General features: G+C 37.1%; 24 protein-coding genes, 1 tRNA gene and 1 pseudogene. 17 read left to right on the top strand and 9 right to left on the bottom strand.

What is annotated here, in order from left to right; genetic code table 11:
* Window positions 1–360: 360 nt before the first annotated feature.
* The 5 genes from BC008_RS39755 to petE all read left to right on the top strand — a co-directional run bounded on the left by BC008_RS39755 (window position 361) and on the right by petE (window position 5967).
* Window positions 361–2334, top strand: coding sequence for a S9 family peptidase (locus BC008_RS39755; RefSeq protein WP_235596009.1), 1974 nt, complete (start codon window positions 361–363; stop codon window positions 2332–2334).
* 215 nt (window positions 2335–2549) lie between these two features.
* Window positions 2550–3386 carry a carbohydrate ABC transporter permease gene (locus tag BC008_RS39750; protein WP_153009741.1) on the top strand — a complete coding sequence of 279 codons (837 nt, stop codon included), beginning with the start codon at window positions 2550–2552 and terminating at the stop codon, window positions 3384–3386.
* Window positions 3386–4219, top strand: coding sequence for a carbohydrate ABC transporter permease (locus BC008_RS39745; RefSeq protein WP_027841744.1), 834 nt, complete (start codon window positions 3386–3388; stop codon window positions 4217–4219). The genes BC008_RS39750 and BC008_RS39745 overlap by 1 nt, the downstream gene beginning before the upstream one ends.
* A 314-nt stretch (window positions 4220–4533) precedes the next feature.
* Window positions 4534–5025, top strand: a complete 492-nt coding sequence (psbV, locus tag BC008_RS39740; RefSeq protein WP_027841743.1) for a photosystem II cytochrome c-550 — start codon at window positions 4534–4536, stop codon at window positions 5023–5025.
* Window positions 5026–5547: 522 nt separating this feature from the next.
* Entirely contained in the window at window positions 5548–5967 is a 420-nt protein-coding gene (petE, locus tag BC008_RS39735) for a plastocyanin (RefSeq protein ID WP_027841742.1), read from the top strand.
* 258 nt (window positions 5968–6225) lie between these two features.
* Here petE and BC008_RS39730 read toward each other — a convergent pair whose 3' ends face one another.
* Both BC008_RS39730 and BC008_RS39725 read right to left on the bottom strand, forming a co-directional pair.
* Window positions 6226–7794: a hypothetical protein gene (locus BC008_RS39730; RefSeq protein ID WP_027841741.1), complete on the bottom strand. Its 1569-nt coding sequence runs from the start codon at window positions 7792–7794 to the stop codon at window positions 6226–6228.
* Window positions 7795–8033: 239 nt separating this feature from the next.
* Window positions 8034–8753, bottom strand: a complete 720-nt coding sequence (locus BC008_RS39725; RefSeq protein WP_027841740.1) for a precorrin-2 C(20)-methyltransferase — start codon at window positions 8751–8753, stop codon at window positions 8034–8036.
* A 97-nt stretch (window positions 8754–8850) separates the two neighbouring features.
* Between BC008_RS39725 and BC008_RS39720 the strand changes: the two genes are divergently transcribed.
* On the top strand, window positions 8851–9546 hold the full coding sequence (locus BC008_RS39720; protein ID WP_027841739.1) for an esterase/lipase family protein: 696 nt from the start codon (window positions 8851–8853) through the stop codon (window positions 9544–9546).
* 91 nt (window positions 9547–9637) lie between these two features.
* Entirely contained in the window at window positions 9638–10297 is a 660-nt protein-coding gene (locus BC008_RS39715; RefSeq protein WP_027841738.1) for a cytochrome b N-terminal domain-containing protein, read from the top strand.
* On the opposite strand, the gene BC008_RS39710 is transcribed toward BC008_RS39715, so the two are convergent.
* Complete coding sequence (locus tag BC008_RS39710) at window positions 10264–12189, bottom strand: cation:proton antiporter (protein WP_027841737.1); 1926 nt, start codon at window positions 12187–12189, stop codon at window positions 10264–10266. The two genes, BC008_RS39715 and BC008_RS39710, sit on opposite strands and share 34 nt — an antisense overlap.
* A 669-nt stretch (window positions 12190–12858) precedes the next feature.
* On the opposite strand from BC008_RS39710, the gene BC008_RS39705 reads away from it, so the two are divergent.
* Window positions 12859–12931: transfer RNA gene (locus tag BC008_RS39705), tRNA-Glu, on the top strand.
* Between the two features lie 402 nt (window positions 12932–13333).
* On the opposite strand, the gene BC008_RS39700 is transcribed toward BC008_RS39705, so the two are convergent.
* From BC008_RS39700 to BC008_RS39690, 3 genes are all read right to left on the bottom strand, one after another.
* Complete coding sequence (locus BC008_RS39700; RefSeq protein ID WP_036264855.1) at window positions 13334–13936, bottom strand: SRPBCC family protein; 603 nt, start codon at window positions 13934–13936, stop codon at window positions 13334–13336.
* Window positions 13923–15998, bottom strand: a complete 2076-nt coding sequence (locus BC008_RS39695) for a GAF domain-containing sensor histidine kinase (protein ID WP_027841735.1) — start codon at window positions 15996–15998, stop codon at window positions 13923–13925. Before BC008_RS39695 ends, BC008_RS39700 begins: the two co-directional genes overlap by 14 nt.
* 824 nt (window positions 15999–16822) lie before the next feature.
* Complete coding sequence (locus BC008_RS39690; protein ID WP_027841734.1) at window positions 16823–17158, bottom strand: ribbon-helix-helix domain-containing protein; 336 nt, start codon at window positions 17156–17158, stop codon at window positions 16823–16825.
* Window positions 17159–17265: 107 nt separating this feature from the next.
* Between BC008_RS39690 and BC008_RS48970 the strand changes: the two genes are divergently transcribed.
* The 6 genes from BC008_RS48970 (at window position 17266) to BC008_RS39660 (ending at window position 21221) form a co-directional block, all read left to right on the top strand.
* On the top strand, window positions 17266–17523 hold the full coding sequence (locus BC008_RS48970) for a hypothetical protein (protein ID WP_153009740.1): 258 nt from the start codon (window positions 17266–17268) through the stop codon (window positions 17521–17523).
* A gap of 75 nt (window positions 17524–17598) precedes the next feature.
* Window positions 17599–18123: an HNH endonuclease gene (locus BC008_RS39685; RefSeq protein ID WP_027841733.1), complete on the top strand. Its 525-nt coding sequence runs from the start codon at window positions 17599–17601 to the stop codon at window positions 18121–18123.
* A 16-nt stretch (window positions 18124–18139) separates the two neighbouring features.
* The gene (locus tag BC008_RS39680) at window positions 18140–18529 is read left to right on the top strand and encodes an alr0857 family protein (RefSeq protein ID WP_027841732.1); all 390 of its coding nucleotides are present in this window, start codon (window positions 18140–18142) and stop codon (window positions 18527–18529) included.
* A 491-nt stretch (window positions 18530–19020) separates the two neighbouring features.
* Entirely contained in the window at window positions 19021–19542 is a 522-nt protein-coding gene (locus BC008_RS39670; RefSeq protein ID WP_027841731.1) for an O-acetyl-ADP-ribose deacetylase, read from the top strand.
* Window positions 19543–19737: 195 nt separating this feature from the next.
* Window positions 19738–20184: an NADAR family protein gene (locus BC008_RS39665; protein WP_027841730.1), complete on the top strand. Its 447-nt coding sequence runs from the start codon at window positions 19738–19740 to the stop codon at window positions 20182–20184.
* A 50-nt stretch (window positions 20185–20234) separates the two neighbouring features.
* Entirely contained in the window at window positions 20235–21221 is a 987-nt protein-coding gene (locus tag BC008_RS39660; RefSeq protein ID WP_027841729.1) for a GNAT family N-acetyltransferase, read from the top strand.
* A gap of 73 nt (window positions 21222–21294) precedes the next feature.
* Here the strand turns inward: BC008_RS39660 and BC008_RS39655 are convergent, their stop codons facing one another.
* Both BC008_RS39655 and BC008_RS39650 read right to left on the bottom strand, forming a co-directional pair.
* A complete protein-coding gene (locus BC008_RS39655) occupies window positions 21295–21990 on the bottom strand; it encodes a potassium channel family protein (RefSeq protein WP_027841728.1) in 696 nt (231 codons plus the stop codon).
* 154 nt (window positions 21991–22144) lie between these two features.
* On the bottom strand, window positions 22145–23050 hold the full coding sequence (locus BC008_RS39650) for an aspartoacylase (RefSeq protein WP_027841727.1): 906 nt from the start codon (window positions 23048–23050) through the stop codon (window positions 22145–22147).
* 407 nt (window positions 23051–23457) lie between these two features.
* Between BC008_RS39650 and BC008_RS50065 the strand changes: the two genes are divergently transcribed.
* Window positions 23458–23610, top strand: a complete 153-nt coding sequence (locus BC008_RS50065; protein ID WP_161938217.1) for a DUF4007 family protein — start codon at window positions 23458–23460, stop codon at window positions 23608–23610.
* Window positions 23611–23677: 67 nt separating this feature from the next.
* On the opposite strand, the pseudogene BC008_RS39645 reads toward BC008_RS50065, so the two are convergent.
* Window positions 23678–23887, bottom strand: a pseudogene (locus BC008_RS39645) (RNA-guided endonuclease TnpB family protein); the annotation flags it as partial.
* 129 nt (window positions 23888–24016) lie between these two features.
* Between BC008_RS39645 and BC008_RS39640 the strand changes: the two are divergent.
* Both BC008_RS39640 and BC008_RS39635 read left to right on the top strand, forming a co-directional pair.
* Window positions 24017–25399: an HNH endonuclease domain-containing protein gene (locus BC008_RS39640; protein ID WP_027841725.1), complete on the top strand. Its 1383-nt coding sequence runs from the start codon at window positions 24017–24019 to the stop codon at window positions 25397–25399.
* Window positions 25400–25421: 22 nt separating this feature from the next.
* On the top strand, window positions 25422–25613 hold the full coding sequence (locus BC008_RS39635; RefSeq protein ID WP_027841724.1) for a hypothetical protein: 192 nt from the start codon (window positions 25422–25424) through the stop codon (window positions 25611–25613).
* Window positions 25614–25704: the final 91 nt, after the last annotated feature.

The following is a 25704-nucleotide window of genomic DNA, read 5'->3' as shown; positions in this document are numbered from 1 at the left end:
TTATGAAAAAAGTTTGGCAATTTAGTTTAAATTGAGAGCAATATAAGATAGCTGTAGTTCCCATACATAAATTAAAGATTCTGTAAAGTATTTCACAAAATGACTATTACATTGCAAAATCTGACAACAGATACACCAAATTAACGGAGTTGATGCCAACTTAACCTGGGGAAAAATCTGTGAAATTTTCAAATTCTACTAAATTCTTCTTTTAGGAAAGTTTTGCATAACTCGTAATTAAAATTTAGCGTAAATAATTATACTTAAAAACATAATACCAACAAACGTCTGAAAACTAACTTCAAAAACATTGGTTTTTAACTAACATTTATTTTTATTACCAACTGGATATTAATGAATATGCAAAATCCAAAACTTGAAATGAATGGGAGGTATAAGTCGTTACTTCCTCTGTCTTTATCAGTAGCAGCTAAGATATCAAATAATCTTCGTTTATCTTTGGCTAATTTGCCACCATTAATTAAGCGTGAAACTTTGTTTGCTAATCCAGATAAATTAAATCTACAAATTTCACCGGATGGTAAATATATAACATACATGGCACCGGATAAAAATAATTTACTGCAAGTATGGATTAGGAATATTGATAAACCAAACGATCAAATTTTAACTACCAATAAAAAATATTGCATTCGAAGTTATTTATGGAGTTATAATTACGAGCAAATAATTTATAGTCAAGATGTAAATAATAATGGAAATTTCCAGATTTTTGCGCTAAATATCAAGACTAGAAAAATTACAAATTTAACTCCCAAAAAAAATGTCCAGGCACGAATAATTGCTTTAGATCGTAAATTTCCCTATCAATTATTAGTAGGTCTAAATATTAGGGATAAACGTAAACATGATGTTTATCAAGTTAACCTCAAAACAGGTAAAACAACCTTGAGGGTGAAAAATACTGGTAACTTCATTCACACAATTGCGGATGCGGAGTTTAAAGTACGTGCGGCGATAGGAATGACTCCCGATGGTGGCTCAACTTTATCGATTAAAGATAACTATCAAAAACCCTGGAAAGTCATTCGTAGTTGGGGTCCAGATGAGAGCGGTACAGCCTTAGGATTTTCCGAGAATGGGAAAGTACTTTATATTTTAGGTAATCACAATGCTGAAACAATTAGACTTTCGGCATTGAACTTGAAAACCAGGAAAGAAAGTATTATTGCTCAAAATTTACAATACGACGTTAATGCTACTTTTATTCACCCAACAAAGCGATACGTCCAGGCTGTTGGATTTTATAAAGATAAATTGCAATGGCAAGTATTAGACAAAAGTATTACTGCTGATTTTCAGGCTCTATCAAAAATTCACGGCGGTGAGTTTCGCATACTCGACCGCGACCTTGCAGACAAAATATGGTTGGTAGCTTATAACGCAGATAATGGACCAACACATTATTATAAATACAACCGAGTTACTAAAAAAAGTCAGCGGTTGTTTAGCAATAAGCCCGCTCTAGAAAATGTCAAACTTGCACAAATGCAACCAATATCCTATCGGTCCCGCGATGGGCTCAGGATTCGTGGTTATCTGACAACACCCGTTGGAATTTCACCAAATAAACTACCTACAGTATTGCTAGTCCACGGAGGACCGTGGATTCGAGATACCTGGGGTTACAATCCCATGGTGCAATGGTTGGCAAATCGTGGCTATGCAGTTTTACAAATTAACTTCCGGGGTTCTACTGGATACGGGAAAAAATTTCTCAATGCTGGTAACAGAGAATGGGGAAGAAAAATGCATGAAGATTTGATTGATGGAGTGAACTGGACAATTCTTCAGGGTATTGCAGATCCAAAAAAAGTCGCAATCATGGGTGGTTCTTATGGTGGTTATGCAACTTTAGTTGGCTTAACATTCACACCCAACGTGTTTGCTGCTGGTGTTGATATGGTTGGTCCTAGTAATTTGCTGACTTTAATGGAAAGTATTCCTGCTGAATGGAATATGGTCAAAGCCAGATTCTACTATCGTGTAGGTAATTTAGAAAAAGAAGCGGATTTACTCAAATCTCGTTCACCATTATTTTTTGTCAACCGTATCCAAGCTCCATTGCTGATTGCACAAGGTGCTAAGGATCCAAGAGTTAAACAGGTAGAAAGCGAACAAATTGTTGTTGCGATGCGAAATGCTAATAAGAATGTTGAATATATTCTCTATCCTGATGAAGGACACGGTTTTACGCGTCCTCAAAATCGACTGCATTTCTATGCAAAGGTTGAAGAGTTCTTGGGGAAGTATTTAGGCGGAAGAATTGAACCAATGACCAATACGTCAGGACATTCTGGAATTATTAAGTAATATTCTTGAAAGTCAACTATAAATCACCGAAACAGAAACGGTTGGAGATAATAAAAAGTTTGATTTAGGAACTTAACAAATCCAAAAACATCGACCTACAGTGGTACAAAATTCAATATGATATTTAACATCATAATTAAGTACTTCTCACAGTGAAAACTTCTCCCTTTCCAAGGAAGTACAACATTACAGAAAATTTGGCTGCCTACTTTTTTATGGCACCAACTATTCTAATACTAGGAATTTTTGTAGTGTTGCCGATTGTATTTGCTGTTTTTCTTTCCTTGCATAATGTAAAATTACTGGGCAGTATTGAGTATCAGTTTGTTGGCGTTCGTAACTTTACTCAACTTGTTGATGATGAACGAATTTGGATCGCCCTAAAAAATACAGCAGAGTATGTTGTCATTGTTGTCCCCGCACAAACAATTTTGGCAGTCATTTTAGCTGTTACCCTTAATTCTGGGATTCGCGGTAAAAACTGGTGGCGCATTCTTTACTTTTTACCCACAGTGACTTCTTCCGCTGTACTGACTCTCATCTTCATGTGGATTTATAACACCAATGGCTTATTAAATGATTTGCTTACTGCTTTAGGACTACCCACTTACAACTGGTTAGGCGATCCTGGCGTAGCCCTCAAAGCCATCATGATGATGAATATTTGGTCAACTGCTCCTTTCTATATGGTTATTTACCTAGCAGCATTACAAGATATACCTAGGACATTATATGAAGCTGCAGAATTAGATGGTGCTAATTGGTGGGAAAAGTTTATTCATATCACTATTCCCGTGCTCAAGCCAGTGACATTTTTTGTGGTGGCGATCGGTATCATCGGTACTTTCCAATTATTTGACCAATCTTATATTTTTTCTGGTGGTACGGGTGGTCCTAACAATGCCACATTAACAATAGTTTTATTAATATACCAAGCTGTATTTCGTCACTTGCAAATGGGGTACGCTGCAGCGATCGCTTTCTTATTAGCGATATTAATCATCATAGTTACTTTATTTGGGAGACGGTTATTCGGAGGTGAAGGCGTGTGATTAAGCGTCTGAGTATTTCCTGGGTACAGATAATACTTTATTTAGTATTGGCTCTATATGCAATTCTCACCCTCATTCCTTTTTTGTGGGCATTTTCTGCTTCCTTTAAACCCCTGTCGGAAATAGTTGGTGGGGAACCCAATTTTTTCCCAAAACACTTCACTCTCAATAATTACAAACAAATTTTTCTCCAAGAACCTTTATTTTTTCGTTGGCTACTAAACAGCGTAATTATAGCTATTAGTATTACAGTTTCTAATTTACTCTTCAACTCAATGGCTGGTTATGCCCTAGCTCGACTGAGTTTTACTGGAAGACGTTTTTGGTTTCTGCTAATTTTGGCAGTTTTAGCGGTACCAGTCCAGGTAACATTAATTCCTACTTTCTTGATTTTAAAAGCCTTTGGCTGGCTTAATTCCTATCAGGGGATGATTGTTCCAGGGATGGTCAATGCTACTTTTATTTTTATGATGCGACAATTTTTTGTGAATTTTCCTCGGGAATTAGAAGAAGCTGCAGCACTTGATGGCTTGACAACCTTCGGAATTTTTCGCCACATAGTTCTTCCCCTCGCCAAACCCGCATTAGCAGCCCAAGCAATTTTTGTTTTTATGAATAGCTGGAATAATTTTTTATTACCTGTGGTGATTCTGTTCGACCCTGAAATGTTTACCCTACCTTTGGGGCTTAACACTTTCAAAGGTCAATATATCAGCTATTGGAATTACATCATGGCGGCTTCAATGGTATTCACATTACCGGTTTTAATAATCTATAGCTTTTTCAATCGGTATTTTATTCAAAGTGTAAAATTTACAGGTGGTAAAGGTTAAAATAAGACGCAAATTACTGAGAGAAAAAAGTAACTTAAAAGCAAAGCAATAAGAAAAATACTGTTAATCTAAGTTTTTTTACTCTCCCTTACCTCCCCATCACAGATACTTAAGACAAGATATCCTGGTAGTTTGGGCAACAAATTGCACTATTCACGTGATAATTGTATAAAAGCAGCTTAATCTGAATTAATCAGTTAATAAAGAATCAGTCATCGATCGATTAGCAGTTAACAAGAATAGTTAACACTCAAAAGATTAAGTCTCGCTGGTATTCATTGCTGTGTTGAGAGTCGAAATCCTTAAGGGGAAATATGTTTAGAAAACTAGTTGGCATTTTTGTAGCTACTTTATTATTAACATTTCAGTTTTGCCTGGGTAGTGCAACAGCAGTAGAATTAGATACAGCTACACGCACGGTACCTTTAAATGATAAGGGTGATGATGTTGTCCTAAGTCTGAAACAGATTAAAGAAGGTAAGCGGTTGTTCAGATTCGCTTGTGCCGATTGTCATCTTGGTGGTGTAACCAAAACTAACCAGAACGTTGGGCTAGATCCAGAAACTCTGGCTTTAGCTACACCTGCTCGGAACAACATTGAAGGGCTTGTGGATTATATGAAAAATCCCACTACCTATGATGGTGAAATTGAAATTTCTGAATTGCACCCCAGTATGAAAAGTGCAGATATTTTCACAGAAATGAGAAACCTAAATGAAGAAGACTTTGAAGCAATCGCAGGTTACATCCTTTTGCAACCTAAGGTTGTTGGTAAAAGATGGGGTGGTGGCAAAATATACTTCTAGGTTTACAAAGGTCAAAGTACATTTATAAACTTTTTTGATTAAGCCTAGGTATATTCAATAAAGCAGCAGGAGGTAATATCTTAACACAGATTTACATTCTTCTGCTTTTCTATTTGGGGTTTCTGTTAGCGGCTAGTGGCTAACGGTTAGCCCGGCGTGACGTTAGTCAGAGGCTCTGCCGACGCCCTTCTGCTCCAGCGTAAAGTATTTATATTTATTGAGTTTAGTCAAAAGCTTCTTCAACGACATCTTACTCTAAAGCGATACCTCAACTGCCAGGTTGTGAACTTACCGCTATGTTCTGACTTTTGAACCCCGATCCCCGAGCATCCACTCCCAATTCCACGAGTTTAGGATCGCGATCTCAGCTTCACAATTGTAGGCAATCATTAAAAAAAAATTTCTATCTATGACAAAGCGTCATATTTTGGTCAATTTTATTTACAATGAATGATATTGAAAAATTTAAATTTTTCCACCCTGCTTCCAAGAGTTAGGATTTCAACACTTCCGAGAGGTTTTATGAAATTATTTGCAGCAAATCTACAACGTATTGGTTTAGCTATTTGTGCTATCTTCTTCTTTGTCAGCAGCTTTGTTGTATTCGTAGATAGTGCTGCAGCCGAAACATACACAATCAAGCTTGGCAATGACAAAGGAATGTTGGCATTTGAACCTTCCAAACTAACAGTCAAGCCTGGTGACACCATCAAGTGGGTAAATAATAAAGTTCCTCCCCACAATGTGGTTTTTGACAAAACCCAAAACCCTGCGAAAAGTGCCGATCTAGCAAAAGAACTTTCTCATAAGCAATTACTAATGAGCCCAGGTCAAGAATTTGAAACTACTATACCTGCTGATGCTCCTGCTGGCGAATACACTTTTTACTGCGAACCCCATCGCGGTGCTGGTATGGTTGGTAAGGTCGTAGTTGAAGGTTAACAGTTATTAATGCTTACTTCTTGACCTTAGTGGTAACTTGTTTAGTCCAACAGAAATAATTTTTGTTTGCACGTAATAGGATTGGGATATTCGATACCTCATCTCCGATTTAAGTGCATACAAAAAAATTTGGTAAGTGGTTCCGAATTCTATTTTTTATAATGCTTTACCCTAACGGTACGGATAATAAAGAGATGGATTTGGAACCACCACATGACTAACTAATCAAACTTAATAATCGAACCCTATGACCTGAGATTATTGAAAATCTGAGGTTTTTGTTTTTATTTGTCTTTGCTCTCGTAGTTTGCGAAGCCGCAAAATCAAATTTCTCTGGTTTTCTTTGGAAGAAGATGAGACTTGGGTACGGTTTTCTAAATTACCTTTACTATTCTCTGGAATAATTAGTGAACGCTGAGATAAAAACCCCGGCTGAGAAGTTTGATTATAAGAAGTTTGATTATTTCCAGGATTATCAGTAGCTTTGTCTGTTCTAACTACCGATTGAATAACAATTGGTGATGAAGATAATTTTTCTGTGTTAGTAATTCTGCTACCAGGGACTGCACCACTTGGTGAAGGACTAACTTTTAAACCCCGTTGGTCTTTAATAGCACGCAAACGTTCGCGGAGATTTAGGGTGTCACTAGGTTCGAAAACAGCATTAAAAGAAAAATACTTAGGTTTTCCAGTTGCCTTGATTGGATTTTTCTGGAAGTAGTTTTTGAAGTAGTCTCTGATAGCAACTTTGAGATTAGATGATACTGATTTGTCTAATAACTCAAAGTAATTAATTTTACCATCACCATCAACAACTAAACCTCCCTTAACATTGGTAGCCTTTTCACCTGTTGGTAAGTCAAGACTGGGTTGCAGTGGAACCGCTTGCATTTGAATGTTGGGAGTAATCTGTTTTGCCCTAGCAATAAGTTCGGGTTCAGTAATGACTTTCTTCCGAGATGGAGACTTAACTTTGACCTGGGCTGTTTGAACGTTATTTACCTGTGGTGAATTTGTTACTCCCGTAACCAATCTTGTTCCAGAAGTCAGAGGATTAGTATTATTTGTGACATTAAATCCCCTTGACGAGTCATTTAAAACTTGGTTACCCCGAGGTAAAGCACTAACAGAAGTAACATCCCCAGAAACCGGAATTGGTTTTCCTGGTAACCCAGCAGGCATTGCAGCTGGATTTACCTTAGGTAAACTAGCTTGTAAATCTTTTTGAGTGTTATTCCTAGTATTAGTTCCAGTGGCTACTTTTGCTCTTAGCTTCTGATTCGCTCCAGCATTGGAATTCTTAACAGGATCCTCAAAATTAAGTTCCGGTCTACTAGCACTCCAAGATTTTTTAGCTCCAAACCTATCTTCTGGACGTATACGAAAGGGATTACTTTGTCTTGTTTTAACTTGCCGATTTTTGGGTAGTGGATCTATTCCCAATTCACTTCGTGATACAGGCAAAGGTGGCATGATTTGATTCGAAGCAACTGGAGGTGTTACCAATGGAGGAGGAGCTAATCTTGGTAACGGAGTGGCTTTTGTTGCAAATTCAGGCAATTGGACAGCCGTTTGGATATTGGGCTGTAGATTAGGCGTTACGTTTGTCGAATTTGTTTGAGGAATACGTTGCCGATCGGCTTGGTCGAGTTCAACAAGTCCAACAGTTTTCGGAATTTTGACTTCTTTGGTTTTTTTTGTCTCTACCGGCATTAAGGGCAGCAGAAAAGCAATGACACCATGAATACCAACGGATGCTAGTGCCGCTATCCCTACAGGTTGACTAAAAAAATCTGGTATGGTTTTCAGCAATGAGACGTAAGACATAGTAACTTGTTTTCGTTCACTCGGCTCTATGGAAATTGTGTAATTTTATTGTCTAAAGTTCTTAATTATTTCCAACAATGGCTGAGGAGGAGCACCCCTCTACAAATAATAACTTCTTATAAAGATACTGAAAACAGAACACGTTTAAGAGTATTTTGGTCGTTATTTTATTAGTTTAATTTATATACTACTGGGATTCAGTCTACATGGATGTGATTTTGCTTTCAAAATCATGAATCTTAAAAATATCCAGATTGTAATTGCACAATCAAAATTGAAAAATAAGGTAATTTCAAGTTACTTAAATTGGTTAAGTCGGGATGCAATACCATTTCCTCTGAAGTTGCTTTTTCTACTATGAAGCTTGATTTTAGCAGGTCGTGTTGTTGCAAAATCTTCCAAACTTTAGCGTATACAGAGCTAACTTTCATCAGTACAACAACCTCAGCCCACTCCAATGCAGTTTCAAAATCGCTCATTGAATAGATGGCTGGTAAAACTGCTAATTTTTCATCTTTGACTGTGAGAGGTATACCTAATACAGCAGCAGCAGCCATTGGAGAACAAACTCCTGGTATCACCACAACTGTTACATCAGGATAGAGTCTTCTCAATGTTTGCGCTAAGTATGTAAATGTACTGTAGAAACTGACATCCCCAACACAGGCAAAAACCACATCTAGACCAGTTTTTAAACATTCGTAAACAAGTTTTGCTGCTTCTTCCCAAGCATTTAATAGGATTTGTTCGTCTTGGATATAGGGGAAGTTCAGAGGTAACAGTATTTGTTCTGGTTGCAACCATTGACTAATAATTTTTTCCGCGATTCCGGGTTTGCCTTGTAAACCAGAAGGAAATGCTACCACTGGAGAATTTCGTAAAATTCGTAATCCTTTAACAGTAATTAATTCTGGATCGCCGGTTCCTACGCTCAGACCGTAAAAATTGCCTATTGGCATTGGCACACGTTAGTAAAATTAACCTATAAGTTTATATTCTTAATAAAGAAATACAAAAAATAATACAAAAAAATCAAGCTTTCAAAATAAGACTGCAATGCCACTACCAACAGTTATTTTGCCGGGATATTTTGAGTCTGCCAAATCCTACCAAAAATTAGAACAATCCCTCAAAGAAATAGGTTTCCCTGCTGTAACTGTGCCCTTGGGAAGAAGGGACTGGATACCGACACTGGGAGGAAGATCTTTCATTAATATTCTCCAAAAATTAGATCAAACGGTCAAAAATGTCCTTTTTGAATTTAATGTTCCCCAGATTAATTTAATCGGCCATTCCGCAGGAGGATGGATATCCCGAATTTATTTAGGAGAATTGCCTTACTCCGGAAGAGGTAATGACAAATCTTTACTATGCAATGGGCATAAACTGGTTGCAAATCTAATTACTTTAGGTACACCCCATTTTAGTCAAGAACGCTGGACGCGCCGGACTATTGATTTTGTTAATCAAAACTACCCTGGAGCATTTTATAAGGATGTAAATTACATTTGTGTGGCGGGGAAAACAGTTTTTGGTAATAAAAAGTTAGGTAGTTGGTTAGCTTATAACAGTTATTTATTAACTTGCGGCAAAGGAAATACGTGGGGTGATGGCATCACCCCCATTGAAGCAGCCCATTTAGAAGGCGCTCAAAATATTGTGATTGAAGATGTTCGCCATTCCCCCAAAAGCCCGCAAAGGTGGTATGGCTCCCCAGATATACTTAGTACCTGGGCTAATTATCTAAGTTAAGTTATCCTGTTTACATTCTGAAACATTTCTTAACGATTATTAGTTAAAATTGTAATAAAACTATAATTTTTTTGGTAAGGAAGCTTCAGTAATGCAAATCAATCAATTCGATTGGGTTATTAGGAGAATTGCAACAATTTTATCGGTCGTAGTCTTAACTTTGAGTTTAATCGCTGCTTTTAGTGGTATTTTGCTATCTTTTTACTACGAACCAACCGCAGGTGGGGCATATACATCATTGGAGGCGATAACTCTCCAAGTTCCTTATGGTTGGTTTTTTCGTAAAATTCACAGCTTGGCTGGGAATGGAATAATAGCGATCGCTTTAATACAAATCGTGGTGATGTTTTTAGGTAGACAATTTCGCCGTAGTTGGTTGGGTGCATGGATTAGTGGTATTCTCTTAGCTCTTACGGCAATTGGGCTTTCCTGGACAGCAATTATTTTGGCTTGGACCCAGGAAGGATACTGGAGATTTAATATTGAGCTCGGTACAATTCAGGCGATTCCCCTGGTTGGAGTTTGGTTAAAAAACATTCTTACTGGCGGTGGAGCAATTAATTCAGTAACAATACAACACCTTTACACTATCCATAGTTATCTCCTCTCTGTAGGTGTAGTTGTGCTGGCTGTAGTTCACCTATCAAGTTTGATTTGGCAAGAAAAACAAATGAGGGCCAAAAATGGAGTTTCAGTAGAAGAACGAGAAAGATTAAATCAGGCTGTTGATGTATCGCTAGCTGAAAGTTGAGATAGCTTTGCCAGTGGAAATTCTTCTACTTCAGGTAGTTTGTCTAAAGATAGACGATTTGATTGAGTTCCTCCGGAAAGACGCTTAAGTAAAGTTGGTCTGGGATCGTGTAGCAGATAAATAATCCGATCACCAATCTGCCATTGCTGGGAGGCGGGCATAACCATAAGATGTTTTTCTCGCTCTATAAGTAGGGGTACTAAGTCCCCTCCTTCCACCAAGCCTTTGAGAGATTCTTTTTGGTTTTCAATATCCGATTGGCTAAGTGTAGTAGTTAGCAATTTTACTTGTCCATTATTTAGGTATTCATTCCATCGCTTAATTGCCAAGTCGGATACAAATGCTTGATTGACCTTCTGACTATTATTTGCAGGAACTTTAGCGGTAGGATCTCTCGGATAAACAGCCAAAACCCTTGGAGGATCGAATTCTTCTGCTGCTCTTTGTGCCAAGACAAAATTGACTTCACCATTATTGGTCGCAGCCAAAAAAGTTCCTATCGATCCCAGACCCGCTCCTTCTAATACTTCTACATCAAATGCACTGCTAGCAATGACCTGAATGTTTCGATCTTGGGCTTGTTCGCAGGACTCCGGGTTGGTGTCAATCATTACGACTTTTTCTCCCCGCTCTTGGAAGAAGCGGGCAATTAACATACTCAAGGGGTTACAGCCAACAATTACAACTCCCGTAGCTTCTTTAGAAGTGATTTGTAAACAATTAGCTAACCAACCTGCTGTTAGTCCTTGACAAACTACCGTTACGATAATTGTCAAAAACACCAAAGCTTTAATGGCATCACCACCGTTGATACCATGCTGAGTTAGCAAAATTGCAAACAAAGAAGCAACAGAGGCTGAAACAATTCCCCTTGGTGCGATCCAACTTAAAAATAGTTTTTGTCGCCAATTAAAATTGCTATTCCAAGTACATAGCAAAATATTTATCGGGCGCACGATAAACATTAGTGCTAAAACACTAAATAAACTACCCCATCCTAAGGCTAATAGACTGTCAATTGATAGATCTGCGGCTAGTAATATAAACAGCACAGATACACTTAGTATGGTTAATTGACCTTTAAATTGACGTAGTTGGCGCTCTTCAGGGACTGAAGAATTGGCAAATACAATCCCTGCAACTACGGTGGTCATTAGTCCAGATTCGCTGCGAATATTTTGGGATAGCGCAAATAGACCCCATAATCCTGCCAGCACTAGTAGGTTTTTTAACTCGAAGGAGAGGAAATTCGCACGCTTGAAAACTAAGCTCATGACCCAACCACCAACACCACCAATTACTGCTCCTACTCCCAAACGCAGTAACAAACCAATGGCGGCGTTAATTGGACCAGCATCACTGTTCAAAATTGTGTCGAGGACGACAACGGCAAGAATAGCCCCAACAGGGTCAATTAAAACTCCTTCTCCTTCCAGTATTGCTGCTACTTGTCGGTCAACTTTTATATGTTTGAGTAAGGGAGTTACTACTGTAGGTCCAGTTACTACAACTAGGGAGGCATATAGGAAAGCGATTGGCCAAGGGAACTCACTTAGCCAGTGTGCGGCCATGCTACCCCCGAGCAGTGTCACCAGAGTCCCTAAAGTTACCAGTAATTGCAAGGTTGTAGAAACTTTACCCAACTCACGCAGGTCTAAATCTAATCCACCCTCAAACAAAATAATCGCTGTGGCAAGGGCAACAATTACCTCTAAGCCAGTTCCTAGCGTTTGAGGATGTAGTAGCCCAATGCCATCAGAGCCAAGCAAAATGCCAAAGAACAATAAGAATACAATGCCAGGCAATTTAAGATAGGCAGCAAGCACTTGAGCACTAATGCCCGCGACGATGGTTATCACCATCTGCAAAGTGATTTCAAAAGATTCTTCCATATTCGAGATTTTGAGCCATATATTTCAAAATCTTTTGTTAAGAATAGTAAAGACTAACTGCACTGGCTGCAATACTATACCCTTGCTAGACGGGGAAATACAGATAGTTTTTATACTCATGTTTAGGGAAATAAACAAAATTTTACCCCCTTTGTCAAACGTTAGGCAGAAATATTTGCCCATTAGGATTTAATTTCCCATCGATTGTACATAAGCTCTAATCCTTGATATACGGCAATTAAATGTAATCTGTTTTGACGTTTTCATTTAACATATACATCTATTTTAATTTAGTAACACTAAAGGTTTCCTATAGTATACTTTTGTCTTGCGTTGAATTGTCTTAAAGATTAGCCGGGTCTCAAAGTCTATATACTTATAAATGATGTCAAATCAACTTTGGCAGAAGTTAAAATTGGCGAATGTAAAACCTAGAGCTTGAGGCAATATTCCCCTAGTTACTGACTGTATCCTCACTTCTGTTTTTCAAAGGTAATATGAGACATTTTTAATCAACAGGTTGATATTCCTTTCTTGACATAATACTAGGATACTCCTTTGAAGTTGAGGATTTTGTATTTTGAGCCGCTCAAAAATTTGCTCAAAACTGTTGACACAAATAAGAAACTCCGCTAAATTATTAAAAGTCTGAGGCACGCGCCCCATCGCGCCCCCATCGTCTAGAGGCCTAGGACACCTCCCTTTCACGGAGGTAACAGGGATTCGAATTCCCTTGGGGGTATACAAAGACAAATGACAAGATTATAAAAGCTGTAACCTAGTTTATTGGGTTACAGCTTTTATATTTTGTTAGGCTAGTAAAAATTTAAAATCCTCAGGAATTTATCGGAAATTTAAAACACCATAAACGTAATAGCAAACCTTACTGTTTTATTTGATGTTTTAGTTTAAATCTAAAGCTTCCGTAGACCTTGTTTAAAGTTAAACTATTAGTTTTTAATCTCTTGCTATTTTTTAAAGAGATTTCATTCTAAATATGTATTTACTAATAATTTAAAATATAAGTTTAATTTATTAGTTTGATTTTATATAGTTATTGGTTTTAAAAATCTGTAAATCAAGCATAAAAATGCTCTTTAAGGTAGAGAAGTATTGACTTTCTCTACCTGAATCATAGCAAATTTTAAGCGTAGCTAAATAGGTTTTCTGTGCGTTGGCGAACAGCTAGCAAATTTGAACGTAAGTCATCACTCATTCGACGTTCAATTAATCCCACTGGCATTGTTAGTCTGGGTAAGATTTCGATGGTGTAGCACAGACTTGTTGCAACTTCCCCTTCCAAATAAATCGGTGCTAGCAGCCAACAGCCGCAGAAAACTTTGAAATCTCCTTCAACCATCTCGAAACAAATCTTGTCAGGAAAATATTCTTCCAGATCGAGAACAACTCGTGCCGAGAAATTCATCCGTAATAATTGCCCAGAACCTATTTGTTCCAATCGAATACCCCCCGTAGGATGTGGTAAAAGGCGACTTTTTACAAGGTTAGGGACGAACTGAGTCAAAGCCTCATAATCTGTAAGTACTTTCCAGACCTGTTCTATCGGGCGGAGAATGTGGATATTAGCGCTAATGCGTCGTTGTCGCTCAGAAATTTTTTCAACTTTGACATCAACAGCTTCTGAATTAACCGCGTCTGCAGTCAAATTCTCCTGATTTGTATTGCTGTTGCTAAAAGCGGAAAAATTGATTTTTTTAGGCGCGTAATGTTTTTCAGTTACTTTCATTTGGTGGTTCAGTTTCCTCAGCAAATTGTGGCAAAGTCAAAGTAAAACAAATTTTGCTTAATTCGGAGTTGGGAATTTCAGAACTGTCAACAGCGATCGTTCCATTAAGATGCTGTACATAAGATTTTACCAACGCCAATCCTAAACCAGTACCGGGAGTCCACCGACCTTTACCCCGACGGAATTTATCAAAAATATATGTGGCTTCTTCTTGAGATATACCCCTACCAACATTAATGATTTTAATCGATATTTTATCTGTGGAGTCGGAAATTTGGTGTTCTGCTTGCAATTCTACTTTTGTATCAGGTTCGGAATATTTACAAACATTTGATAGTAATTCAGTAAGAATACGCTCAAAACTTTCTATTTCCGTTTGCAGTTCAAGTGAATCTGCTGGTAATTCAAATAAAATTTCTAATCCTTTATCTGAGAGCTTTTTCTTAAAACGTTCTGTAATATCTTGAATTTTAGTATTTAAATCAATGCTTTCTAATTGGGGACGCTCTTGATGGGTTTCTAGTTTTTGCAGCGTGAGCAGATCGTTAATCAAGTCAATTTCTTTAGTACATTCTTCTTCAAGAATATTTAAGTATCTTGCTTGACGTTCAGGATCTATTCCCTTTTGACGTAGATTACGCAACGCCATCCGCATATTCGTCAAAGGATAACGTAGGCGATCGCTCATATTGCTGAGAAATTCATCTTTAAGCTCGTTGAGTTCTGCTAACTGTTTTACGTATTGGCGAGTTCTTTCATACAATTTAGCTTGAACTTCTAAACTACCCTGTAATTTATCGGTACGTTCATCTACTAAAGCTCGAACCTGTCTTAAAGTTTGATTTTGGATGATCGCGTTACTTAATTGAGCACATACCATTTCCACCATATTTAATTCAGCAGGCTTCCAACAGCGGGCTACAGACTGTTGTAGCGCCATAAATCCTAAGACTCTCCCTTGACTTTCCAAAGGAACTAAAAGCAATGCTGGTAAGACATCTAATGCAAACACTGGTGCAATTCCAGATGTGTCACCACGGCGACGATCAGAATTATTATTAATGACTACTGCTTTTCCAGAATCAGAAAAAGCACGCCGGGATAAACCACAATCTTTTAGCCAGTAAGAGCCATCTTCGGCAGATTCTGACTGTTCGATGACAATATTGTCTAGGTTTTTTGACCATTTACCGACTATTCTCGCTTTGGCTTTAGGAATATTTTCCTTGGAACGATTCCAGCGAAATAAGGGGTTAGTATATTTTAACGATATCAATAAACCACGATCTGCTTCCAATGCTTCAGCAGTAGCTGCTATCGCAGATTGGAGCATTTGATTTAGCTCCAGGTTGCTGCGACTCAGAATTGTTAACTGCTGAATTAAACTTTGATGAAGAGCACAAGTTTCCACATACTTTTTCTGGGAAGCAATCAACTGGATTTGCGCTACTTGTGAAAAAGCGATCGCACATGATGATTCAATCGCCCTGAGCAGTTCTTTTTCTGAGTCTTTCCACTCATAGGGCTGGGATTTAATCAAAAAGACTACACCGTCAATTTTTCCGCCAAATCTTGTGGGAATTACCAGTACCGATTTGATTGGTAAGGGTAAATGCCCGTGAGCGATTGCCAAAGTATTATTAATTGAATTAATGTCTTCAATTTTTGGCGGTTCAGATGCAAATACTAACTCATGTTTTTCCCATTGGTCGCTGGATAATATTTCGTTTGCTTGTGGTAAATCTAAGTCTTTAGGGGCACACCAATTTGCTGTAATTGTCTCTCCCGTACTTCCATTAGTAACTGTAACCAAGCAGCAACAATCGACTTTAAAAGCCAAGCCTAATAACTCGGCAATCTCTTGCAGCATCTCTTCTGGAGTTGGGCTATTGGCAATACTTTGATTAATTTTTTGTGCTAACTGGTGGGCATCATATTGCTCATGCAGCATCAGCTTAACCCGGTACTTGTGTTGTCGATCTATATCTAATTCATCAGAGTATTGCGGCAAGGACGATAAACGCTTTTTTCTTCCTGGTACACTCTTGGATAATGACCCCATTTTATTTGTTCCCGACTCCTGGAATTTCCGTAATCCTTGATCGCTTTGTCTGCACCCTGATGAACTCATATATTTCTGAGCAATATCTCTCACTTGTTATAGCTCTTTTATGTTTCAGATGACCAAATAATTTGGCTACATAATCTGAATAATTTTTAACATGTTGTATAAACACGTTCATACTGAGTAAAAGTACTAACCCATGCTTATACCTAAGAAGCTACAAGGGAAAAATTTAAATTAGGTTAGAAAGATGATGAATTTACCACTTCCTAACTTTGATTCAGAATATCCTTTGAGTAAATCTACATAAACCGTAAATACTCTATAATTCAGACCAAGATACGCCAAAAAGAATCCGCGTTAACACTGATGAATTTAAATAAATATGATACTTTTAGTTTTGGTTTTATTTTTACTTAAGTATTATGATTAAATGTGATAACACCTCAAAGTCTAAACTGCCAAATTTACTCAAAGATGAAGTTGAGTGAACTTACTTAATATTCTTCAAATTTTCCAGCAAAACAAATGCTCAACCCAATATTCTCAAGTCTCACTACATATTAAGTGGTGACGATGAACTTTGTGGTTAATTTGGCAATAGTCTACAGGGTTTATACTCAAATAAAATAAATTATAATTTAAATTAATATAATTAAAATTAATTATTGCTATAAGTTTTTTGATTAAAATATTTTACATTGGAATCAGAAACTGCCAAAAAATTTCTACAACTACAAATTCTGGTTGCAATAGCAGCCCAGCCGTCCCAAGATTTCAATCTTAAAGATAGCTGGGCTGCACTTTGCCGGACCGTATAGTTATCCGGCTAAACTCTCAACACTCAAAGGTACCATATCGCCATTTCTTGTTAATCCTAAAAGCATTGGTTGTTGGGGTTGAATTAAATGACCAGTGAGAACACAACGTTCTTCTTGTTGAGCGGTTGCAGCGATACTGGCTCTAATATCAGTTTTGGAAAATCGCGGCTTCCAATCTCCCGATTTTTGCTGAACATAATTCCACAGAATATTTCTGATCAGGGCTTGATATCCCTGATTGCCCGCAAGTTCTTTAAGTTTATCTTTGAGTTCTCGCTCCAAGCGAATGCTAGTAACTTCCATGTCGGTGGTGGGAGTGCGAGTAATTGTATGCATGATTTTTGCTCCTTTTATGTACAAAACTATAGACAGGATAGTAATACAAGTGTAGTATGTTTAAAGAAAGGATCAAACAAACAATTCTTATATAGGTGAAATTTTCTGTGATATTAACTCAACCCACCTCTACTTCCTCGCGTTATTCCCACGGCTTTTACAGTCGGGAATCAGGCGTAATGGGAGTGGAGTTTTTATGTGTGGGTGTAAATAGCCTTAAAAGGCGGTTAATTGCAGAATTTAACAAACATCGTGAATATACCAATTTTATATATACAAAAATTCGTGGGCGAGATTTAACACCCCAACGAGAACGAAAACGCGGGAGGTACAGGTTGAGAAATACTGTACCGATAAAGGACTAAAAGACTAACAGTCAATTCCAAGCCCCCGCTTCCGACCATGTTTGAAGCGGGGGTTTATTTATGAGGAGTCAAGCTGTGACGAGCGCAAGACAAATCTTAGAGCAATCTGTGGTGGTATTTTCTCAAAATTACCTGCCATTGTCTCGTATAAACATTAAGCGAGCAGTTGTACTGCTTGTTACAAAGAAAGCAGAACCCATCGAATTAATAACAGAAAAAGGATGGCGAGTTCATTCACCAAGCTTAGTACTTTACGTACCCAGACAAATCCGTTTAAAAACTGCTTCTGGCGAACGGATATGGAAAGTTCCCTCCGTTAATCGTCGAGAAGTATTGCGGCGAGACCACCATAGTTGCCAATATTGCGGTAGCGTTAAAAACCTAACATTAGACCATGTGATTCCTCGTTCCAGAGGCGGTCAACATACTTGGGATAACGTTGTTACTGCTTGCGAAAGGTGTAATTTCCGCAAAGGAGATAAAAGTCCCCGAGAGATGGGGATGAAGTTACGCACAAAGCCCAAGGCTCCAATCCACCCAGCGATTTTATTTGCTGAAGAATTCTGGAAGAGCGTTGCGCAAGAAGCAAACCTGGAATAACAGGAGAGCATGAGGAATGCTGAAATTAACTTATATGGAAACTAACTTTCACCTTGAATACCTCACTCAGTCCTTGGAGGATTGGGTACAGTCTAGAGTGATTTTAGCGCTGCGAGTTTGTCAACCTCTATGCGTGGAACCAAGTACTGCATCTTTTTTGCTTCCTGTTGATGTATTGGGATTGGAAACACTTCAAGCCGAAGCCAAACGCGAAGATAGAGAAGTCTTCAGTTTCTGTGTTTGTGATTCTGAATGCGTAGAAGTAAGTCTCAAGGGTGCTTGGTTATCAAATGGCTGTGAAGATGCAAATGGTTTATTTGTAACTGCAATTAACGATCGCACTGAATTTTTCCTGCACAAACTATGGTTGGAAGCACAGAGTTGTGCGTCAGTTGTGAGTGATTAAGAAGCTAATGGGTTTGCTTTTGGCGACCCATTAGTTTTTTGGCGATTAGGGATTAGGGATTAGGGATTAGGAATTGGCGATTAGTGAAAGCGTCATATGGTAATTGGTGATTATTAAATTTAAAATTTAACTCGTTAGGGTCATAAACTGATAAATAAAATAAATTACTAAAAATAATCTATTAAAAACTACTTATTAAAATTAAAATAATTTCTTCTGTAATACAATTGTAGTATCATGTAGGTAAGAGGGATGCAACAAAAAATAGGTTAAAGAGAAAATGCTGAAAGTTCACTTAACCTTAAAGTTAGATATATCTTTTAGAGCTTTCCAATTTAGAGCTTTTCAAAGCCACAATAAACAAGTAAAAAATATCAAACTTTCTCAAGCCAAATCCAATTTAAGGAGGAATGTAAACTACAAAACACCTGAATATCTGAATAAAGTGCAATCGATTTATTATTTAGAGCGTCAATGTTTTTGGTGATGATATGAAAACTCAAATTGAGATGATTCGAGCAGATATTACTACCCTTGAAGTAGAGGCGATAGTTAATGCTGCGAATAATTCTCTTCTGGGAGGTGGCGGCGTGGATGGAGCAATTCATCGTGCCGCAGGACCCGAGCTACTAGAAGAATGTCGTTTGCTAAATGGTTGTCCGACAGGAGAAGCAAAAATTACTAAGGGATATCAATTACCAGCAAAATACGTCATTCATACTGTCGGTCCGATTTGGCAAGGTGGGACACAAAATGAGGCAGAATTATTAGCTTCTTGTTATTTTTCCTGTTTGCTATTAGCAGTCGAAAATAAGATAAAAAATATTGCTTTTCCTGCTATTAGTTGTGGTGTTTATGAGTATCCACTTCAAGAAGCTTGTAATATTGCCCTTGAGTCAACTTTGAATTTTATTAAGGGCAGTGATGATTTAGAAAAAATTATATTTGTCAGTTTTAATAATTCTGTTTATCAAATTTATCTTGATGCTCGGCAAAAATTAGGTTTTGAATAAATAAGTTTTAGAAGATTTTAAGCATGATTTTTAAATAAAAAAATTTCATACATAAGTTTATATCAAAACATCTGCCTTGATTAAGTTGCGTTACGGCGTGGCGATGAAAGTAATCTTAAAACATATTTTTTTGCACGTCTAATATACCCTACTATATTTTTTTAAGAATATCTAAATATTTAATAGAGCAATATTATGACAATTTATTTTTACAGTGCTCGTGAAAAGATTTATGGCTGTTTTTCTAATTTTTCTCAACATGGTTTTAAGTTGGATGGAGATTGGTGGATAACTAGCGAACATTATTTTCAAGCCCAAAAATTTGTAGAAACCGATCGCCTTTGGTTTGAGAGAATACGGGATGTCACAACTCCAAAAGATGCTGCAAATATGGGACGTTCTCGCAAACACCCACTACGGAATGATTGGGAAAGTGTGAAAGATGAAATTATGTGCCGAGCAGTATTGTGTAAGTTTCAAAATCATCTCGAAATTCAAGAAATTTTGTTTGCTACTGGTGATGAGTTAATTGTTGAAAATGCACGAAGTGATTATTACTGGGGTTGCGGTGCTGATGGTACTGGAAAAAATAAGTTAGGAAAAATTTTAATGAAGGTGCGTGGAATTTTACGAGAACAATAATTCGGGTTTGGGTAATGGGTAATGGTTAGTTTTTTATTCGTATATGTCTTATGGAAAATAATACTAATAATATAAATATGCGTCCTTATGCAGGGGAAGTAGATTTAGAAGCCATCGCTAATCTAATTAATTTTTGTGATGCGACTTATCAGTTAGATCAAAAAACATCAGTTTCTGAACTAAGAGATGATTTCAATACTCCTAGTTTCGACCAAGAAAGCGATATATGCTTATGGGAAAATATTGATAAAAAGCTTATTGGTTTCGGTTCTTTATGGATAACTGAACCAAGCGATTCTATTGACGGTTATTTATCAATTTACGTTCATCCTAATCTTAAGAATAGTGCTCTGCAGTCTGAGATTATTCGATGGGGTGAATCAAGAATGCGTCAGGTAAGACAAGAGCGTGGTTTTGAAGTTAAGCTGCGTTCTCGCTGTCGAGATTCTTTTTCTGAACGCATTGTGACTTTAAAAAATCGCGACTTCACTATAGATCGCTACTTTTTACGGATGGAGCGATCACTATCTGAGCAAATTCCTCAACCAGATTTTCCGGAAGGTTTTACTTGGCGTCAAACAAACCCAGAGCAGGATGTAATCAAGTGGATGGAGCTATTCAATGATTCTTTTCAAGACCACTGGAATCATCATGATGTGACATTGGAAAACTTGCAGCACTGGCTTAAGAGTGAAAACTATAGATCTGACTTAGACTTGATTGCAGTTGATTCTAATGGTAAATTCGTTGCCTGCTGTTATGGTGAAATCTTTCCAGAAGACAATCTACATAAAGAATATAAAGAAGGGTGGATTAGTATTGTAGCAACGCGACGTGAGTTCCGTCGTATGGGAATAGGAAAAGCGATTTTACTGAGCAACTTGCATCAACTTAAAGCTGCTGGGATGGATGTCGCCAAGTTAGGGGTAGATGCAGATAATCCTAATGGTGCATTGGGACTCTATGAATCCATCGGTTTCCGAAAAATCTATACAACTCTTTGTTTTGTAAAAGATGTTTCCTATGAAGATGTTTGATTCAAGTTCAGTTAATTAGTTACTATCCCCCTAATAAGAAATTACCAATCACCAATCACCTATTACCCATCACTTAAATTGGCAAACGGTTAATATCCTGATTGCAGCCAATCACAACAATTGCTGTACCTGCTTCTAGACGTTGACTTGGTTCCGGATTAATTTGAAATTTACCATCGTGGCTGACTGCAAGAACATTTATACCGTAACGATTACGAAGTTGCAGTTCAGCAATAGTTTTATGATGAAAATCTTCGGGAACAATACATTCAATGATGCTATTATCTGGATCGAGTTCAAATCTATCCAGAATTGATGGTTTAGTCAGTGTTCTTGCTAAAGCGCAACCTGCTTCATCTTCAGGGAAAACAACATGATCCGCACCGACTCGGCGCAATAATTTGCTGTGAACTTCACTAGAAGCTTTGGCTATTACCCGGGATACTCCCCCTTCCTTTAAATTAAGAGTAGTAATGATGCTTTCTTGGATATAATTACCAATGGCAATTATTACGGTATCAAATTCAAAAATTCCTGCTTCTTCTAGAGCGCTGGCTTCTGTAGAATCTAATTGTAAAGCATGACCGGTAATTTCGTCTGTCAGGGCTTTTGCAACCTGCTTTTCATCTACATCAGTGGCTAGTACTTGGTAGCCCATCTTATGTAAACTCGAACAAACAGAACGACCAAAACGACCTAATCCAATTACAGCAAATTGCTGATTGTCTTTACGCAAGCCGCGAAAAAACGCAAATGATGACAGACTCACTCTATAGTTCCTTAATTATTGCTGTTTAGATTAAAGACATAAAATCGGACATTTAAAATCAGTTGTTGATTTCATTCTTGATTGAGTCCGATAATATCTAGTTTAAATAACTCTAACCTTAATTGCACTAGTTAAATCATGCTTCATACTAAAACTACTTTTCAACTTGAGTGAAGGACTTTATAGGAATTTGTTCTTTTTTAGTTAAACATACAGCAATACCTTTTTCATAATAAGCAGCTTCATTGATAAAAACCGGATAAACTGTTGATTCACCTTCGTAAAAAATGGTTTTTCCTTCAAAGTTGAGAAACAGTGGGTCGCCAGGATTAAGAGGTGCGTAATCTTTAAATTGTAATTGTGGATGAATCATTGCTTGTATCCCCTCTTCATCTCGTGGATAGTCAACAATTTCGGTACATCGATAAATGGTTAGTTGGGAAGGTGCTGTTGGTGCTTGACCTCGGTTATAAGCATCGATGTAGTCGAGAATCATACAAAGTAGTTTTTCTGTTTGCTCAAAAAACCATGCATTCAATACTCCTTGAGCAATTGGTCCAATTTCAATGGTCAATCCCAGTTCAAATCTTGATCGCAAAAAGCAGCGATCGTGACTTTGCTCCCACTGGTAAACTTTAATTGTTGGATCGATATTGCTTAAATAAGCTGCTAATTGTAGATTGAATGGACTATCGCTAACTGGAATGATGGTCAATCCCATATTAGCGGTCGTACTGTGCAAATCGAAAATCGCATCAACCTTAGAATTTTCTTCTGCAGCTAATACTTGATGAATTACCTTGGCTTGTTTATCTTCATAACTGGAACGCTGAGGATTTTCAAGGTCTTTAATAGAAAAACAACGGTTTAAGTCCCGATCTACATAGCGTCTTGCAACTGCGAATGCTTTGGGATTTGCTAGCAGAGTTATGGTTTCGAAACTGGAGCGTTTTACTAAGTCGGGAAAACGTTCCAACTTTTTTACTAAATAAGCTCCCGTAAATTCGTTACCGTGAGTTCCACCAATGATTGCAAGTCGTCTAATATGATTTGCACCCATAAAATATATTTCTCCTTTGTTTGAGAGAATTTTTTAATCTTTTTGAAGAACCTTTAATTCTTGTTCGCTCGAAAAACTATCTTCTCAGGTCTTTAAATGAAGTTTCTTGATAAATATTTGCTTTATTAGCCTTTTCAGCTTGTTTATAGTTTATCTGAATAAATGTATCTTCTTGTTTAAAAAAAACAGTATCAATCGACAATATACGTAAAAATTGTAACAATAAAATAAATGTACAAAGATAAGTATGATTTTTCTTGTAGGTAAGTATTAACTAGTAAATATAATTGCTAGAGTTAAATTTTCTATGGGTAAATACTGACAAGAATAAAGTTAAATACTATGACTATTGTCAATTCTTATTAATATCTATACCTATTACACTAAATCTAGGAGTTATAACCATCGTGAAAGCAACGAGTTTTCCTAGTTCTAAACTAGAAGCAACAGAAAAAGTACTCGATATCAATTATGTCTTTGCTCGTCACGAGACATTTCATCCTCGCCATGGTTGGTTGACACTCCCTGGTCTAAAGACGCAGAGATTCTTGGTTCGGTAACTCGCCGTTAGACAGCAGACTTGCGCCAACTGACTGCATAGGGCAAATCTCCCCAAGCGTAAGTACAAGCCATTGAATTGAGTTCGTCCGCAAAAGGAAACTCAGCAGATAACACTGCACAATATTTATTCAATGCATATTTATTGACTTTTTTATCCTTGTTGTCCATCCAGTACCCTAAACATTTGTTACGCACAAATTGACTTGTACGAATAGCATCGTCGACACAGCAAAACTGCTTTTCTCTTCCTTTTAGCTTGAACTCAAATATTTTCATTGACCCGACCTATCAATATTTATTAGTAACTATTTTGTTATCATACACGATAACTTTTTATTCTGTTTTAGTTAACATTTAAGTAAACGTGAATGTTAAAATACCACCTGCTATTTAATCACTGGAAGTATGGGAAAAGCAGGTCGAGCACTAAGGAAAGTATTAGAGTCTTACAACATTAGTCAAAGCCTATTAGCTAGAGAGTTGGGTGTTGAACGTCCCATTGTCTTTCGTTGGTTTCATGAACGTACAGACCCTACAGCGGAAAGAGTGGTGGAGATTGTTCAAACTTTACGACATATCAACATATCTGCTGCGACAGATTTTGTAGAAGCATACTTAGGAAATGTGACACACACAACTCAGATAAATTCAGAACAAAAGCTACCTCAATCAGAACGAGTTAATGTCTCAATATTGTCTCAAGTTTTTCACAATACAACTAACTCTTACAAGTATCTATTTTTTCTCTCAATATTAGATATCATCGCAAGAAGAAAATTTGATACATTATCACCTATTAGCTTTCGAGAAATAGTTGTAGAGATGTTGGCAAATGCTTGGTATCCTCACACTTACTTTAAACTTTCCTTTGGAAGGCAAGACCAAGTTACAAATAAATTAGATTCTCTAAACTTAGAAATTAGCGGGCCAATCTTAAAATTTAGAGATGCTGATAAAAAGTTTTTACGAAAAACACTTCATTATCAAAACATTGATGACATTATTAATTTTATAAGTAGGTATGTTCCCTTTCGCCTTATTCGTCCGTTTTTTACCTCAGAAACTAAGGGTTTAGCAGATGCAAAAATAAATCAAATTCTTGTCAGTCTAACCTATGATAAATTTGAATTAACAAAACCTATTTATTGCTTTGACTCTCAAAAATTAAAAAATTGTACGGCAATTGTTTTACATCAAGACTGGGTAGAATATATTGCAGAAAACTATTCAGTTATTAGAGGCTGGGTATCTTGGAAATGGCTTTGCTATATGCAAAGATGTAATCCAAATGTACCAGCGATCGCAAATAAACTATTTCCCCCACAGCAAAGAGAATCATTAACAAGTCAGACTAAATTCTGGAAACTTGTTTTAGAAAATACAGAGGCTCACTGTATTTACTCTAACTTTGCTTTAAATACAGACAATTTATCTCTTGACCATTATTTACCTTGGTCTTTTGTTGCTCACGATCAGCTTTGGAATTTGATTCCGACAATTCCATCAGTTAATTCTAGTAAATCGAATAATATCCCATCAGTAGATAAGTATTTTATTAAATTCGTTGAACTTCAGCATATTGGTTTGATGATTTCTTCTGAGCATCTTCCAGAAAGACAATGGAATAAATATATTGAATCATATCTAACTGACTTAAAAATATCAGATCAAAATAACTTGCTTGATTTAGAGATTCTTCATTCTGCATATAGAAATACATTTCTTCCTCTATTATCTTTGGCTACTACACAGGGCTTTATGGCAGATTGGTCATATCAGAATACATAATTGACTAAATTAAGTACGTCAGATGAATAACTCATCCGGTATAGAAACTCCCTCCCACGTGCTCAAAGTAATGGATTTACCACTGGAGGTGATGGAAGGAGCGCTGCGAATTGGTATCGGTAAATTTACAACAAACGAAGAAATTAAATGTGCAGCAGAAATATTATCATCTGCGATCAATTTAACTCGTAAGGCTATGCATCGTAAAGCTTAGAATTTGTTATTTCTCTGTTTATTAAATGTATAGCACTACGTAATTAGTTTAGGACATTGCTAAATGCTGTTCTTCATAGACGTACTAAAAC

Origin of the sequence: Mastigocoleus testarum BC008 (assembly GCF_001456025.1) — a bacterium.
GTDB lineage: Bacteria > Cyanobacteriota > Cyanobacteriia > Cyanobacteriales > Nostocaceae > Mastigocoleus > Mastigocoleus testarum.
This window is presented reverse-complemented; position numbering and strand designations above follow the sequence as displayed.